Below are 13152 nucleotides of genomic sequence, written 5' to 3' on the forward strand. Positions count from 1 at the left end.
AATCAGTCGGCAGACGGCTTCAGCGTGCGTAGACGTTGAGGCCGGCGAAGAAGAACGAGACTTCGTTCGCTGCGGTTTCAGGGGCGTCCGAACCGTGCACGGCGTTGGCGTCGATGCTGTCGGCGAAGTCGGCGCGGATGGTGCCGGCGGCTGCCTTCTTGGGGTCGGTGGCGCCCATCAGGTCACGGTTCTTGGCGATGGCGTTCTCGCCTTCGAGCACTTGCACGAACACGGGGCCAGAGATCATGAACTCGACCAGGTCCTTGAAGAAGGGACGCTCCTTGTGGACCGAGTAGAACTGTTCGGCTTCGTTGCGCGACAGATGCACCAGCTTGGCAGCGACGATCTTGAGGCCGGCAGCTTCGAAGCGGGAGACGATCTTGCCGATGACGTTCTTGGCGACTGCGTCGGGCTTGATGATGGAGAGGGTACGTTCGATAGCCATTATTGAAATGCTTCCTGCAGCTTTGATTTTGAAGTGTTTTGTCACAACTGCGACGAGTTTGTTTCGTCACCGGTCGACAAAGCCTCTGATTTTAACCGGCGCGGCCTCCGGGATTGGTGAAAACCCCGCGAAAGCCGCGCGGTGACGCCGGCTTTCAGCGCCCGCGGCGGCGCGAACCGGCCGGGCCGCCGTAGCCACCCCCGCCCGCCGCACCACCGCCTCCGCCTCGGCGCCCCCCCGGGCCCCCGCGTTGCTCCTTGCGCTGGCGCGAGAAGCTGTCAGCGCCGATGTAGCCCAGCGAGGTCTTCATCGGATCGGGTTGGTTGGCACCGCTCGGCTGGCGATCGTCGCCCTGCGGGCGATTGCCGCCGCCCTGCCCCTGGCGGTTGTTGCCGCCAGCATTGCCGCGGCGCTGCTGCCCTTGCGGCGGGCCGCCATTGCCTCCCCCGCGGTTGGTACGTGGACCGCGATCGCCGCGCGGCGGGCGACCGTCGCCCAACGGATTCGGAATAGGTGCCTCGCGCCCTTCGTCGCGCATTTCGCGCGGCTGCTGGCCTTGCCCCTGACCACCGCCATTGCGGTTGCCGCGGCGCTTCTTGTTGCGCCCGTTGCGGCCGCCGCCCTCGGGGCCGCCGGGGCCACGTTGCTGGGGCGCCGCGGGGCGCGCAGCCGCACCGCCCGATGCCTGGAACAGCGCGCGGATGTCGCGCTCGTCCAACTCCATCCAGGCGCCGCGCTTCAGGCCGCGCGGCAGCACCATCGCGCCATAGCGGATGCGGATCAGCCGGCTGACCGCATGGCCCACCGACTCGAACAGCCGGCGCACTTCGCGGTTGCGGCCTTCGGAAATGGTCACGCGATACCAGCAGTTGGAACCCTCCCCGCCGCCCTCTTCGATGGTGCCGAACTGGGCCATGCCATCTTCGAGACGAACGCCGTCGAGCAGCTTCTGCTTCTCTTCGGCGCTGAGGGCGCCCAGCACGCGCACCGCGTACTCGCGCTCCAGGCCGAATCGCGGATGCATCAACTGGTTGGCGAGGTCGCCGGAGCTGCTGAACAGCAGCAGGCCTTCGGTGTTCAGGTCGAGCCGGCCGACGGATTGCCACTTGCCCTGCTGCAGGCGCGGGAGCTTGCGGAACACGGTGGGCCGGTTCTGCGGGTCGTCATGCGTGACCACTTCGCCGACGGGCTTGTGGTACGCGATCACGCGCGGCGGCGGCGGCGCAATGCGGTAACGGATCGGCTTGCCGTTGATCTTGACCTGATCGCCGTACTGGATGCGCTGGCCGATGTGCGCCGGCTCGTTGTTGACCGAGATTCGCCCCTGCAGGATCAGGGACTCCATCTCGAGCCGCGAACCCAGGCCAGCTTGCGCCAGCACCTTGTGCAGCTTGGGCGAATCGGCTTCGGGCAGCAGCACGCGCTTGAGCGGCGGCACCTCGGGGCTTTCCTCGTCGGCATCGAACTGGCCTGAAATGACGTCCACGAAACGGATCGGCTCGGTCGGCGGCGCGTTGCGCTGTTCGCGCTCGGCGGCGCGGCGGGCGCGGTCGAGGTCGTCTTCTTCCTCGTCGGGCTCTTCGTCTTCTTCCTCGTCGTCGCCCTGGTCGCGCTGATCATCGCGGAGAGCCTCTTCCGTCGCCCGCTCCTGGCGGGCGGCCTGGGCCGGGGCGGCCTCTTCGGGTGCGGCAGCGACGGCTGGCGATTCGACCGCGGGCGCTGCAGGCTCGTCCTGCCGGGCCGCCGGTGCCTCGTCGGCAGCCGACTCGACCACCTTCTTCTTGCGCGGGCGCCGCTTCTTGGGCGCTTCGCCATCGGCTGGCGCCGCGGGATCGATCGCAGCATCCGCGGCCTGTTCGGGCACTGGCGCCTCTTTCTTCTCGGATTCAGGCGCGACCGGCAGGATTCCCGCGTCGTCGATGTCAGATGGGCTCATGGGGTTTTTCCGGAGGAACTGCGTGGGGGTCGACCTCGTCCTGGGACGCGGCATCGGGGTCGGAATCGGTGGCGGGGATGGGTTCGATGTCGGCGGGAGGCTCGGTGCCGTCAGCGGCGGAGAGCGGTGCTTCATCCGCTTCGTCCACATCGACGGACGCGGCATCCTCGGCGACCTGTGCGGCGGCGGCTTCCACCGCTTCGGGAGGGGCTTCGGCTGGCAGCAGCACTTCTCCTGGCGCCACATCCGCATCGCCAGTGGCCGACGCATCGGCGTCGGACTCGGCCACCACGTCGATGGGCAAGCCGGGCTGGTTGCCGGAAGCCTGCTCCAGCGCATCGACCAGCGCAGCCTGCTGCGCGGGGGTTTCGATCAGCGGCAACTGGTCGAGCGAAGCAAGGCCGAGGTCGTCGAGGAACTGGCGGGTGGTCGCATAGAGCGCGGGGCGGCCGACGGTTTCGCGATGGCCGATCACCTCGACCCAGCCGCGGTCCTCGAGCTGCTTCAGGATCAGCGAGTTGATCGTGACGCCGCGGATGTCTTCCATGTCGCCACGCGTGGCGGGCTGGCGGTAGGCAATGATGGCGAGCGTCTCGAGCGCGGCGCGTGTGTAGCGCGGCGGTTTTTCGGGGTGCAGGCGATCGAGGTGGTCGCGCATCTCGGGCCGGCTCTGGAAACGCCAGCCGCTGCCGACGCTCACGAGCTCCAGGCCGCGTTGCGCCCAGTCTTCCTGCAGTTCAAGCAAAAGCACCTTGATGGTGTCCACGCCCAGTTCGTCGTCGAACAGCACGCGCAGATCGCGCACCGGCAGCGGCTGGCTCGAACAGATCAAGGCGGTTTCGAGAATGCGCTTGGCATCCGCCGTATTCATGGTTCGCGTTATCCGGGAAAAGGCGCCTGGTAGACGCTGGCTCACAAGGATGAAAGGAGTAGGCGTTGCCGGCACGCGGCGAGTGCAACGCAGGGCCGGCTCGGGGGGCCGGCGCGGCCCTCGGGCCGTCAGGCGCGATTGTAGTCCAGCCCCCAGGACTGCAAGGCCTGGGCAAGGTCCGGCGGCAGCGGCGAGCGGAACTCCATTGCCGCCTGCGTGACGGGGTGCACGAACGCGAGCCGGAACGCATGGAGCCCCTGGCGCGCCAGGCCCACGGCCGGAGCGCCGCCATAGAGCGCATCGCCGACCAGCGGATGGCCGATTGACGCCATGTGCACGCGAATCTGGTGGGTGCGTCCGGTTTCGAGCGTGCAGCGCACCACGCAGCCTTCCGAATGGCTGTCGAGCCGCTCGATCAGCGTGCGGGCCGTCTTGCCCGGGTGGCGCTCCAGGTCGACCACGGCCATGCGCAGCCGGTTGCGCGGATCGCGGCCGATCGGCGCGTCGACCTGGCGGGCCGCGGCGCCCACCCATGGCTTGTGCCCGATCGCCAGGTACTGCCGCTTGACCTCGCGCGCCGCGATCAGCGCCACCATCGCATCCATCGCGGCCCGGGTGCGCGCGACGACCATCAGCCCGCTGGTGTCGCGGTCGAGCCGGTGCACGATGCCCGCGCGGGGCATCAGCACGGCTTTGGGGTCCAGTGCCAGCAGCCCGTTCAGGAGCGTGCCGCTCCAGTGGCCGGGGGCCGGATGCACGACCAGGCCGGCCGGCTTGTCGATGATGCGCAGGTGCTCGTCCTCGAACACGGTGACGATGTCCATCGCCTCGGGCCGGAAGGCCTGGCTCTGGGGCGTTGGGCGCAGTTCGATATGCCCCGCCTGCCCCGCACGCACGGTGGCCGAGGCCTTGGTGAGCGTGCGCCCCTGGAACTCGACGGCACCGGCCTCGATCAACTGCTGCAGGTAACTTCTGGAGAATTCGGGCACCAGGGCGGCCAGCGCCCGGTCGAGCCGCTGGCCATGCAGCGCCTGGCTGACCGCAAAGGGGCGCAGCTCGCTCGGCTCGACCGGATCGGCTCCCTCCTCGAGCTCCATGGTTTCCGGGGGATCGGCCAAAGGGTCGGTCGATATAATTGAAGTCAACTGTTTCACGAAAGCCGTATGTGATGTTTCGCGCCAAATTATCGGTCCCCGCCTGGATCGCGCTCAGCGCGGCGGCCCTGCTCGCTACCGGCTGCTCCTCCACCAAGGAAGACAAGACCGCCGGCTGGAGCCCCAACCGCATTTACTCGGAAGCCAAGGAAGAGTCCAGCTCGGGCGCCTACGACAAGGCCGTGCCCCTGTACGAAAAGCTCGAAGGCCGCGCCGCCGGCACCCCGCTCGCGCAGCAGGCCCAACTGGAAAAGGCCTACGCCCAGTACAAGGCCGGCGAAAAGGCCAACGCCATCGCCACCATCGATCGCTTCATGAAGCTGCACCCGGCCAGCCCGGCGCTCGATTACGCGCTCTACCTGAAGGGCGTGATCAACTTCAACGACGATCTGGGCATGTTCGCCTTCCTGACACGGCAAGACCTGTCCGAGCGCGACCAGAAGGCCGCCAAGGAATCGTTCGAGTCGTTCCGCGACCTGGTCACGCGCTTCCCCGATTCGCGCTATACGCCAGACGCTCGCCAGCGCATGAACTACATCGTGAACTCGCTCGCGCAGTATGAAGTTCACGTGGCGCGCTACTACTACACGCGCGGCGCTTATCTGGCGGCCATCAACCGGGCGCAGATCGCGCTGTCCGACTACCGCGAAGTGCCGGCGCTCGAAGAAGCCCTGTACATCATGGTGAAGTCGTACGACGCCCTCGGCATGAAAGACCTGCGCGACGATGCACAGCGCGTGCTGACCACCAACTATCCGCAGAGCACCTACCTGGCGAACGGCTTCAAGGGCAACAACGACCCTTGGTGGAAGGTCTGGTAATCAGCGCCGGCTAGCCGGGATTCCTGAGGGCGCCGATAGCGCTCTCGAAATCCGCCTCGGTTTCCAGCCGCCGCATCGGTGGCAGCGCCGCCAGCAACCGGCGGCCATAGCCCATTGCCACCAGCCGGGTGTCGCAGATTGCCAGCACGCCGCTGTCGGTCTCGCGGCGAATCAGGCGCCCCGCCCCCTGCTTGAGCGCCACGGCAGCCTCGGGCAGCGAATAGTCGCTGAACGAACTGCGCCCTTGCGCCTCCAGCCGCTGCGACCGGGCCTCGACCAAGGGATCGTTGGGCGGCGGAAACGGCAGCTTGTCGATCACCACCAGCTGCAAGACGTCGCCCGGCGCGTCGAATCCTTCCCAGAACGACGCCGACGCCACCAGCACGCAGCCGGCACGCCCTTCGCTCGCGCCCTCGCGGAATCGCTCCATGAGCACGCGCTTGGGCAGCTCGCCCTGGACCAGCACCTCGGGACGTACCGCCGCGTCGAGCAATTCGAACTGCTGCTTCATCGCATCGCCGATGGTGCGCAGTGCGCGCAGCGTGGTCGTCAGCACCAACGTGCGCCCGCCGAGTTCGGTGGCGCCGCGTGCGGCCAGTTGCGCGACCTTCGCGCTGTGCGAGGCATCGTTGGGTTTGGGAAAGACGCGCGGCACGTAGAGCGCCGCCTGCGATGCGTAGTCGAACGGACTCTGCACGCGCAGCACCTCGGCATCGCCCAGGCCGCACGGCTCGGTGAACCAGCGCAGCGTCGGCTCGTCGCCCAGCGTGGCGGAGGTGAAGACCCAGGCGCGGCGGTCGTGTTCGCGCTCCTGCGCCGCGGGGCGCTCGCCGTAGGCATCGGTGTCGCTGTCGTCCTCGTCGTCCGGCTCGCTGATCTTGAGCACGCGCTTGCGCATCGCCTCGGCGATGTCGAGCGGCGATTCGATCAGCCGCAGCTGCGAGCCCACGTCCACCCAGCGCACCGAATCGACCGCGCACGGCAGCGCGAAGCGCGCCGCGCGTTTGGCCAGTTGCTGCGCCCGCTCGTGCAGGCGCACGAAGTCGGGAGAAATTTCGCTCACGGTATCGAGCCCCTCGGCCGCGAGTTCGAACGAATGCTGCAGGTCTTCGAGCGATCTCTGCCAGGCGCCCGGATCGACGCCCTCCGGAGACGCCCCCAGCCAGCGCAGCTTGGCACCGGGCCATTGCTTGCCGACCACGAGCCGCAACTCGCGCGCGGCCCGCTCGACCGCCGCCACCAGTTGCTGCCAATCGACCAGCCCGCGTGCGTGCTGCAAGCCCGCGCCCAGCATGTCGCGTGCGAAATCGAGCGCCTGGCCGCTGCCGAGTTGTGCGCCCAGGAATTGCACGCCGGTCTCGTTGAGCTGGTGCGCTTCGTCGAACACCACCACGCTCACGGTCGGCAGCAGTTCGGCCATGCCGGTCTCGCGCACCGCGAGATCGGCGAAGAACAGGTGATGGTTGATCACCACGATGTCGGCCGCCAGCGCCTCGCGCCGCGCCAGGTTGACATGGCAGGACTTGAACTCCGGGCACTGCGCGCCCAGGCAGTTCTCGCGCGTGGAGGTGATCAGCGGAATCAGCGGCGAGCGCTCGTCGAGTCCGGGCAGCTCGGCCAGGTCGCCGGTGCGCGTGGCCTTGGACCATTGCTCGATCTTGGCGAGCGTGCGCAGGCTGCCGCGCTCGGGCAGCGAGGCGTCGTGGCGCGCCGTGTCTAGCCGGTGCAGGCAGAGGTAGCTGCCGCGTCCCTTGAGCAGCGCCGTGCGCACCGGCAAGCCGAAGGCCTCGACCAGCCGCGGCAGGTCACGGCCGAACAGCTGGTCCTGGAGCGTCTTGGTGGCCGTCGACAGCAGCACGCGTTCGCCGCTCAACAGCGCCGGCACGAGGTACGAGAAAGTCTTGCCGACGCCGGTGCCGGCCTCGACCACCAGCACGCCGCCCTGGTCGATGGTGCGGGCCACCGCCATCGCCATGTCGGTCTGGCCCGTGCGTTCGCGAAATTGATCGGCGGCGTGCGAGAGCACCCCGCCCTGCGCGAACGCATCGCGCACCTTGTCCTCGAGCGTGTCGCTCACGCGGGCTCTCTCGGATCGAGCATGTTCTCCACGCGCGTGATCTGGTCGCGCAGCGCGAGGCGGCGCTTCTTCAGGCGTCGCAGCAGGAGCTCGTCTTGCGGCGAGGCTTCGGCCAGTCGGTCGATGGTGGCGTCGAGATCGGCATGCTCGATGCGCAGTTCGATCAGCTGACGGGAAAGGGAGTGAAGATTGGAGTCCAACGGTGGGTGTGCGAACGCAGGGTTTGCGCGGCGCATGTTCATTCGATAATACGTCCTGATACGAATTTACGAGAAGACAGGAAGCGCGCCTTTGGCGCACATGTGCTCATGACCCAAGGCTTTCGACTTGCCGCCGCCACCGGACTCCACAAGGGAGACCGCCCCTATCAGCAGGACCAGGTGCTGATGATGAGCCATCCGCGCACGCCGGGCTGTGTCCTGGGCGTCATCGCCGATGGCATGGGCGGACGCAGCGGCGGCCGCAAGGCATCCGACCAGGTGCTGATGACGGCGCGCCAGCTCTTCACCCGCTACCACCCGGAGCGCGACGACCCCGAGGCCGTCCTGCGCCAGTTGCTCGACGACGCACACACGGTCATCAAGCTCACGGCGATCTCGAGCGAGCAGGAGCCGCACAGCACGCTGGCGGCGTTCCTCATGAATCCCAAGGGCGACTGCGCCTGGATCCATGCGGGCGACTCCCGCATCTATCACTTCCACGACGGGCAATTGATCAAACGCACGCGCGACCATTCGTACGTGCAGGCGCTGGTCGACCGGGGCCAGATCAGCGAGGCCGAGGCCAACGTGCATCCGCAGGGAAACATCCTGCTCGGCTGCCTGGGCATGGCCACGACGCCACCGCCCATCGCGCCGCACTACATCCCGAAGATGGAGCCGGGCGACCTGCTGATGGCGTGCAGCGACGGGCTCTGGCATTACTTCAGCCCCGCAGAGCTGGCAAGCGTGCTGTATGCGCAACCGCCGCGCGATGCGGTGGAGATCCTGGTGGGCGAAGCCCGCCGCAGGGCACGCGGCACGGGCGACAACATCTCGATCGCTGTGCTGAAGCTCGATTCGCTGCCGGCAACGGCCACCGAAACGGCAACAGCCTGATCGGCGGGACCTGCTCAACGCGCCGGCGATGAGGCGGGCGCGGCCGGCGGCAGCGGTGCGCCACGCGGCTTGGTGCGGTTGGCGTTCTGCCGCTCGCGGCTCGCCCGGTGCTCTTCCGCCTTGCGCTGCTTCTCCGCAAAGCGCTCGGCCTCGGCGGGTGCCTCGGCGCTGCGCTGTGCAGCCTTGGCCTGCGCTTCGGCGTGCGCCTTCTGCTTGTCGTCGAACTGTTTCTGGCGCGCGGCAGCCTCGGCGGCTGTGGCGGCCCGGCTGGCGGCATGGTCCGTCGCGCGCTGCTCGCGGTCCTTCTGATCCTTGGCCGACTGGTCGCGTTTTTCCTGGGTGTCCGCCGGACGCGGGGTCGCAGCCTTCTGGTCGAGCTTCTGCAACTCCGCGGCACCGGCGCGCTGACGCTCGATGTCGTTGATCGCGGTTTCCTGGCGCTTGATGCTGGCGAGCTCGTCGCGCCGCCGGCCGCGGCTTTCGCGCAGGCAGTCCTCGACCGCGAATTTCTTGTAGCAAGCCGTCCGCTCCTGCAGGAAGCGCGCCTCGATCGTCTCGCGCTCCGCGGACAGCCGGCTGCGTTCGGCCTCGAAATTCGCGCTGCCGGCCGCGGCGTTCGACTGCGCCCAGAGCGGCAGGCTGGCGAAGGTCATCAGCAGGGCAAGGGCGATTTTTTTCATGTAAGTCGGGTATCGACGATGCGGCGTTCCAGGGAGAGGAACTCGCTCGACTGCATTTCGGTGAGCCGGGAGACTGTGCGCGGAAACTCGTGCGCCAGCGGACCTTCGGTGTACAACGCCTCGGGCGGAACCTCTGCCGACATGATGAGCTTCACGCGCCGGTCGTACAAGACGTCGACCAGCCAGGTGAAACGGCGTGCTTCCGAGGCCATGCGCACCGGCATGTGCGGCACGTCTGACAAGAGCACGGTGTGGAACTGGCTGGCGATTTCGAGGTAGTCGTTCTGCGAGCGCGGCCCGCCACACAGCGTCTTGAAGTCGAACCAGACCACGCCGCCGGCCTTGCGCCGCGCGCGGATCTCGCGCGACTCGATGTGCAGCACCGGGTTTTCGTCGGCCGTCTCGGCCAGCTTGTCGAAGGCCTTGCGCATTTCCTTCTCGGCCGCCGCATCGTTCGGCGTGAGGTACATGCGCAACTGCTCGAGCGTGCGGCGTCGATAGTCGGTGCCGTTGTCCACGCTCAGCACCTCGAGCTTCTCGTTGAGCAGCGCGATCGCGGGCAGGATGCGGTCGCGGTGCAGCCCGCCGGGATACAGGTCGTCGGGCTTGAAATTGGAGGTGGTGACGAAGCCCACGCCGTTCTCGAACAGCGACACCAGCAGCCGATGAAGAATCATCGCGTCGGTGATGTCCGCCACATGGAACTCGTCGAAGCAGATCAGCTTGTAGCGCTTGGAGATGCGCAGCCCCAGCTCGTCGAGCGGGTTGACCGTGCCCTGCAGTTCGCGCAGCTCGCGGTGCACCTCACGCATGAATTCGTGGAAATGCAGCCGCGTCTTGCGGCGCAGCGGCACCGCGTTGAAGAACAGGTCCATCAGGAAGCTCTTGCCCCGCCCGACGCCACCGTACATGTAGACGCCGCGCGGCAGCTCGGGCCGGTTGATGAACTTCTTCAGCGCATTGGAACGCTGGGCCTTGTACTCGGCCCATTCGTTCGCACAGCGATCCAGCGCCTCCACGGCGTGCAGTTGCGCGGGATCGCTGTGGAACCCGCGCACGGCGAGTTCCTTTTCGTAAGCCTCTTTGACGCTCAAGATAGACCTTAGGTCGCCGTCGGGCCGCCCCAAGGCGACCGAGCCTCCCCCACGGGGGGTGGCGAAGTCCGCGAAGCGGCAAGCCGGGGGGCGAACATCCTTAGAAGTTGAGCGTGCGCTTGTCCACCGCCAGGGCAGCCTCCTTCGTGGCTTCCGACAGCGACGGGTGTGCATGGCAGATGCGCGCAATGTCTTCGGCGCTCGCCTTGAACTCCATCGCCACCACCGCTTCGGAGATCAGCTCGCTGACCTGCGGGCCCACCATGTGCACGCCCAGGATCTCGTCGGTCGTTGCATCGGCCAGGAACTTGACCATGCCGGTCGTGTCGCCCAGCGCGCGTGCGCGGCCGTTCGCCAGGAACGGGAAGCTGCCGGCCTTGTAGGCGCGACCTTCGGCCTTGAGCTGCTGCTCAGTCTGGCCGACCCACGCGATCTCGGGGTGCGTGTAGATCACCCACGGGATCGTGTTGAAGTTGACGTGACCGTGCTGGCCGGCAATGCGCTCGGCCACGGCAACGCCCTCTTCCTCGGCCTTGTGCGCCAGCATCGGGCCGCGCACCACGTCGCCGATGGCCCACACGTTGGGCAGGTTGGTCTTGCAGTCGCCGTCCACGTTGATGGCACCGCGCTCGTCGAGCGCCAGGCCCACGGCATCGGCCGCCAGGCCGATGGTGTTGGGCACGCGGCCGATCGACACGATCAGCTTGTCGACGTCCAGCACCTGGGCTTCGCCCTTGGCGTTGGTCCAGGCGATCGAGACGCCCTTCTTGCCCGACTTGATCTCGCCGACCTTCACGCCCAGCTCGATCTTCAGGCCCTGCTTGTCGAAGGCCTTCTTGGCTTCCTTGGCGATCTGCTCGTCCACCGCGCCCAGGAACGTGGGCAGCGCTTCGAGCACCGTCACTTCGGCGCCGAGGCGGCGCCACACCGAACCCATTTCGAGACCGATCACGCCCGAGCCGATCAGCGCGAGCTTCTTCGGCACGGCGCCGATGCGCAGCGCGCCGTCGTTCGACAAAATGTTTTCTTCGTCGAAGGCCGCACCCGGCAGCGCGCGGGCATTGGAGCCCGTGGCCACGATGATGTGCTTGCCGATGATGGATTCTTCGGCGGCGCCCGCCACCTTGATCTCGTAGCCGCCTTCAGCGGCCTTCACGAACGAGCCACGGCCGTGGAACGAGGTGATCTTGTTCTTCTTGAACAGGTAGGTGATGCCGTCGTTGTTCTGCTTCACGACCTGCTCCTTGCGGGCCAGCATCTTGTCGATGTCGAGCGCGAGGCCCGACACCTTGATACCGTGGTCCGCAAAGCCGTGGCCGGCGTGCTCGAAGTGCTCCGACGATTGCAGCAGCGCCTTCGAGGGAATGCAGCCGACGTTGGTGCAGGTACCGCCGAGCGCGGGGCCGCCCTTGGCGTTCTTCCACTCGTCGATGCAGGCCACGATGAAGCCCAGTTGCGCCGCACGGATCGCGGCGATGTAGCCGCCGGGGCCGCCGCCGATGACGATGACGTCGAATTGTTTGCTCATAGGGTTTCCGTTTCAGTTGTCCATCGCGCAGCGTGGATCAGGCTTCCTTCGCGAACACCGCGGAACCGGCTTTGCCGGGCCGCAGGTGTTGCCCCCTTGAGGGGGTTGGCGAAGCGACACGAAGTGCGCGAAGACTGGGGGTGGATCAGATATCGAACAACAGACGCGACGGATCTTCCAGCGCTTCCTTCATCGCGACCAGGCCCAGCACAGCTTCGCGGCCGTCGATGATGCGGTGGTCGTAGCTCATGGCCAGGTAGTTCATCGGGCGGATGACGATCTGGCCGTTCTCCACCACGGCGCGGTCCTTGGTGGCATGCACGCCGAGGATCGCCGACTGGGGCGGGTTGATGATTGGCGTCGAGAGCATCGAGCCGAAGGTGCCGCCGTTCGAGATGGAGAAGGTGCCGCCGGTCATCTCTTCGATGCCCAGCTTGCCGTCCTGTGCCTTCTTGCCGTACTCGGCGATCTTCTTCTCGATGTCGGCAAAGCTCATCTGGTCGGCGTTGCGCAGGATGGGCACGACCAGGCCGCGCGGCGAACCGACGGCGATGCCGATGTCGAAGTAGCCGTGGTACAGGATGTCGTTGCCGTCGACCGAGGCGTTGATCACCGGGTACTTCTTGAGCGCATGCACCGCAGCCTTCACGAAGAAGGACATGAAGCCGAGCTTCACGCCGTGTTCCTTGGTGAAGCTGTCCTGGAAGCGCTTGCGCAGTTCCATGACGGGCGCCATGTTCACTTCGTTGAAGGTCGTCAGGATCGCGTTGGTCGACTGCGACTGGATCAGGCGCTCGGCGATGCGGGCGCGCAGGCGGCTCATCGGCACGCGCTGTTCCGGACGCTCGCCCAGGTCGGACGAACCGACCGGTGCAGCGACCTGCGGCAGCGCGGGCTTGGCAGCCGGTGCGGGAATGGCGGCAGCCGCGGGCTTGGCGCCCGAAGTCACGGCGCCGAGCACATCGCCCTTGGTGACGCGGCCGTCCTTGCCGGTGCCGGCAACGTCGCCGGTCTTGAGGTTGTTGTCAGCCAGCAGCTTGGCGGCGGCGGGCATAGCAACGTCGGACTTCGAACCGCCGGTGGCGGCTGCAGCGGCTGCCGGAGCAGTAGCGGCAGGTGCCGGAGCGGCTGCGGGTGCTGCAGCCGGGGCAGCGGCGCTGGCCTTGCCTTCGGTGTCGATCCTGGCGATCAGCTGGTCGGCCACCACGGTCGCGCCATCGGGCTGCACGATTTCGGCAAGCACGCCGGCCGAGGGCGCGGGCACTTCCAGCACGACCTTGTCGGTCTCGATCTCGATCAGGATTTCATCGATGGCGACGGCTTCGCCGGCCTTCTTCTTCCAGGTGAGCATGGTGGCTTCGGCCACGGATTCGGAAAGCTGGGGGACTTTGACTTCTACGATAGACATTTGGAGATTGCTCCGTGTTTTTCTTGAGGGTGTTCGTGTGA

12 protein-coding genes are annotated in these 13152 nt (G+C 67.1%); 2 read left to right on the top strand and 10 right to left on the bottom strand.

Going from position 1 to position 13152, the window contains the following annotated elements; translation table 11 throughout:
- Positions 1-19 precede the first annotated feature (19 nt).
- The 4 genes from ndk to M2282_RS02070 form a co-directional block, all read right to left on the bottom strand.
- Entirely contained in the window at positions 20-445 is a 426-nt protein-coding gene (gene ndk / locus M2282_RS02055) for a nucleoside-diphosphate kinase (protein ID WP_013542117.1), read from the bottom strand.
- 154 nt (positions 446-599) lie between these two features.
- The gene (locus M2282_RS02060; RefSeq protein WP_280807124.1) at positions 600-2381 is read right to left on the bottom strand and encodes a pseudouridine synthase; all 1782 of its coding nucleotides are present in this window, start codon (positions 2379-2381) and stop codon (positions 600-602) included.
- The gene (scpB, locus tag M2282_RS02065; protein ID WP_280807125.1) at positions 2368-3252 is read right to left on the bottom strand and encodes an SMC-Scp complex subunit ScpB; all 885 of its coding nucleotides are present in this window, start codon (positions 3250-3252) and stop codon (positions 2368-2370) included. Before scpB ends, M2282_RS02060 begins: the two co-directional genes overlap by 14 nt.
- Before the next feature lie 128 nt (positions 3253-3380).
- Positions 3381-4349, bottom strand: a complete 969-nt coding sequence (locus M2282_RS02070) for an RluA family pseudouridine synthase (protein ID WP_280807706.1) — start codon at positions 4347-4349, stop codon at positions 3381-3383.
- A gap of 71 nt (positions 4350-4420) precedes the next feature.
- Between M2282_RS02070 and M2282_RS02075 the strand changes: the two genes are divergently transcribed.
- Positions 4421-5227: an outer membrane protein assembly factor BamD gene (locus M2282_RS02075; protein ID WP_280807126.1), complete on the top strand. Its 807-nt coding sequence runs from the start codon at positions 4421-4423 to the stop codon at positions 5225-5227.
- Between the two features lie 10 nt (positions 5228-5237).
- On the opposite strand, the gene M2282_RS02080 is transcribed toward M2282_RS02075, so the two are convergent.
- Together M2282_RS02080 and M2282_RS02085 are read right to left on the bottom strand one after the other, a co-directional pair.
- Positions 5238-7304 carry an ATP-dependent DNA helicase gene (locus M2282_RS02080; RefSeq protein WP_280807127.1) on the bottom strand — a complete coding sequence of 689 codons (2067 nt, stop codon included), beginning with the start codon at positions 7302-7304 and terminating at the stop codon, positions 5238-5240.
- The gene (locus M2282_RS02085; protein ID WP_041943815.1) at positions 7301-7504 is read right to left on the bottom strand and encodes a YdcH family protein; all 204 of its coding nucleotides are present in this window, start codon (positions 7502-7504) and stop codon (positions 7301-7303) included. Before M2282_RS02085 ends, M2282_RS02080 begins: the two co-directional genes overlap by 4 nt.
- A gap of 108 nt (positions 7505-7612) precedes the next feature.
- On the opposite strand from M2282_RS02085, the gene M2282_RS02090 reads away from it, so the two are divergent.
- Positions 7613-8401, top strand: coding sequence for a PP2C family protein-serine/threonine phosphatase (locus tag M2282_RS02090; protein WP_280807128.1), 789 nt, complete (start codon positions 7613-7615; stop codon positions 8399-8401).
- A gap of 14 nt (positions 8402-8415) precedes the next feature.
- Here M2282_RS02090 and M2282_RS02095 read toward each other — a convergent pair whose 3' ends face one another.
- The 4 genes from M2282_RS02095 to odhB all read right to left on the bottom strand — a co-directional run bounded on the left by M2282_RS02095 (position 8416) and on the right by odhB (position 13111).
- On the bottom strand, positions 8416-9081 hold the full coding sequence (locus M2282_RS02095; RefSeq protein ID WP_280807129.1) for a hypothetical protein: 666 nt from the start codon (positions 9079-9081) through the stop codon (positions 8416-8418).
- Positions 9078-10175: a cell division protein ZapE gene (gene zapE / locus M2282_RS02100; protein ID WP_280807130.1), complete on the bottom strand. Its 1098-nt coding sequence runs from the start codon at positions 10173-10175 to the stop codon at positions 9078-9080. The genes M2282_RS02095 and zapE overlap by 4 nt, the downstream gene beginning before the upstream one ends.
- 100 nt (positions 10176-10275) lie before the next feature.
- Positions 10276-11703, bottom strand: coding sequence for a dihydrolipoyl dehydrogenase (lpdA, locus tag M2282_RS02105; RefSeq protein ID WP_280807131.1), 1428 nt, complete (start codon positions 11701-11703; stop codon positions 10276-10278).
- Between the two features lie 145 nt (positions 11704-11848).
- A complete protein-coding gene (gene odhB, locus M2282_RS02110) occupies positions 11849-13111 on the bottom strand; it encodes a 2-oxoglutarate dehydrogenase complex dihydrolipoyllysine-residue succinyltransferase (RefSeq protein ID WP_280807132.1) in 1263 nt (420 codons plus the stop codon).
- Between the last annotated feature and the right edge of the window lie 41 nt (positions 13112-13152).

Origin of the sequence: Variovorax boronicumulans (assembly GCF_029892485.1) — a bacterium.
Taxonomy (GTDB): domain Bacteria; phylum Pseudomonadota; class Gammaproteobacteria; order Burkholderiales; family Burkholderiaceae_C; genus Variovorax; species Variovorax boronicumulans_B.

Excerpts from the sequence above, each read along its gene's own strand:
- ndk (WP_013542117.1), bottom strand. The coding sequence starts at position 445 with ATGGCTATCGAACGTACCCTCTCCATCATCAAGCCCGACGCAGTCGCC.
- M2282_RS02090 (WP_280807128.1), top strand. The coding sequence starts at position 7,613 with ATGACCCAAGGCTTTCGACTTGCCGCCGCCACCGGACTCCACAAGGGA.
- odhB (WP_280807132.1), bottom strand. The coding sequence starts at position 13,111 with ATGTCTATCGTAGAAGTCAAAGTCCCCCAGCTTTCCGAATCCGTGGCC.
- M2282_RS02075 (WP_280807126.1), top strand. The coding sequence starts at position 4,421 with ATGTTTCGCGCCAAATTATCGGTCCCCGCCTGGATCGCGCTCAGCGCG.
- lpdA (WP_280807131.1), bottom strand. The coding sequence starts at position 11,703 with ATGAGCAAACAATTCGACGTCATCGTCATCGGCGGCGGCCCCGGCGGC.
- M2282_RS02095 (WP_280807129.1), bottom strand. The coding sequence starts at position 9,081 with ATGAAAAAAATCGCCCTTGCCCTGCTGATGACCTTCGCCAGCCTGCCG.
- scpB (WP_280807125.1), bottom strand. The coding sequence starts at position 3,252 with ATGAATACGGCGGATGCCAAGCGCATTCTCGAAACCGCCTTGATCTGT.
- M2282_RS02070 (WP_280807706.1), bottom strand. The coding sequence starts at position 4,349 with ATGGAGCTCGAGGAGGGAGCCGATCCGGTCGAGCCGAGCGAGCTGCGC.
- M2282_RS02060 (WP_280807124.1), bottom strand. The coding sequence starts at position 2,381 with ATGAGCCCATCTGACATCGACGACGCGGGAATCCTGCCGGTCGCGCCT.